The sequence below is a fragment of the Gordonibacter pamelaeae 7-10-1-b genome (genome assembly GCF_000210055.1).
Taxonomy (GTDB): domain Bacteria; phylum Actinomycetota; class Coriobacteriia; order Coriobacteriales; family Eggerthellaceae; genus Gordonibacter; species Gordonibacter pamelaeae.
On sequence record NC_021021.1, the window covers coordinates 2352577 to 2353849 of the forward strand.

General features: G+C 71.1%; 1 protein-coding gene. It reads right to left on the reverse strand.

The window, feature by feature from the left end; genetic code table 11:
- Positions 1 to 95: 95 nt before the first annotated feature.
- Positions 96 to 1238: an aldo/keto reductase gene (locus GPA_RS11015; RefSeq protein ID WP_041239510.1), complete on the reverse strand. Its 1143-nt coding sequence runs from the start codon at positions 1236 to 1238 to the stop codon at positions 96 to 98.
- Positions 1239 to 1273 lie beyond the last annotated feature (35 nt).

Consider the following 1273-nt stretch of genomic DNA (forward strand, 5'->3'; position numbering starts at 1 on the left):
CGTGCTGAACGCGCTCGCCTGCATCGACGAGGCTGCCGAGCGCTTCGCGGCCGAGGGGAGGCGGGCGCGTAGGGCGCCCGCGGTGGGCGGGGCTGCTACGCGAACAGCGCGGCGGCCTTCTCCATGCGCTCGGCCACCGGCACGCCGAAGGGGCAGCGCGGCTCGCACGCCCGGCAGGCGATGCAGTCGGCGGCCGCGGCGTCGAGCGACCCGTAATGGGCGCGCACGCCGGCGGGGACCTCGTCCTGCATCGTGGCCAGATCGTAGAACTTGTTCACGAGCGCGATGTCGATGCCGGACAGGCAGGGCGCGCAGTGCCCGCAGTACGTGCACTGGCCGAAGTAGGCGTGCCTCGGTGCGCCGGCCAGCACGCTCGCGTAGTCCTTCGCCGCGTCGTCGGCGGTCTCGTAGGCGCAGGCGTCGGCCACGTGGGACGGCTCGCCGAAACCGGCCATGATGCTGGCCACGGCAGGGCGCGTGAGCGCGTAGTGGATGCACTGCACGGGCGTCATCGCCACGCCGAACGGCGACGCCTCGGCGCTGAACAGGCGGCCTCCGGCATAGCCCTTCATGACGGTGAGGCCCACGCCCTCGCGCTCGCAGAGCGCGTAGAGCTCCGCCCGCGCCGGGTCCATGCCGCCCAGCTCGTCGGCGTAGTCGAACGTGAACGCATCGTCGAGGCTGGCCGTGGCGGGCAGGAGGTCGAAGGCGGGGTTCACGCTGAACATGATGGCCTCCACCTCGCCGGAGAGCGCCGCGCGGCGCGCCACCTCGGGCGCGTGGGTGGACAGGCCGATATGGCCTATCGTTCCCGCCTCCTTGAGCGCGCGCACGTAGGCGATGAACTCGCCGGCCATGATGGCCTCGAACTCCTCCACGTCGTCCACGTAGTGGATCATGCCGAGCTCCACGTGGTCGGTGCCCAGGCGTGCGAGCAGGTCCTCGAACGCGGGGCGCACCGCGTCGAGGTCCCGCGTGCGCGTGTACTGGCCGTTCTGCCAGGTGGAGCCGATGTGTCCCTGGATGATCCAGCGGTCGCGCTCTCCCGCGATGGCGGCGCCCAGGTTGCTGCGCACCTCGGGCTCGGCCATCCAGCAGTCCAGGATGTTGATGCCGGACGCGGCGCACGCGTCCGCCACGGCCTTCACCTCGGCCGCCGTCTTCTTCTCCATCCACTCGGCCCCGAAGCCGATCTCGCTCACCTCAAGGCCGGTGCGGCCCAGTTCCCGATAGCGCATGGTTTCCCCCTTGCTCGTTTCTCCGTACGTCGATG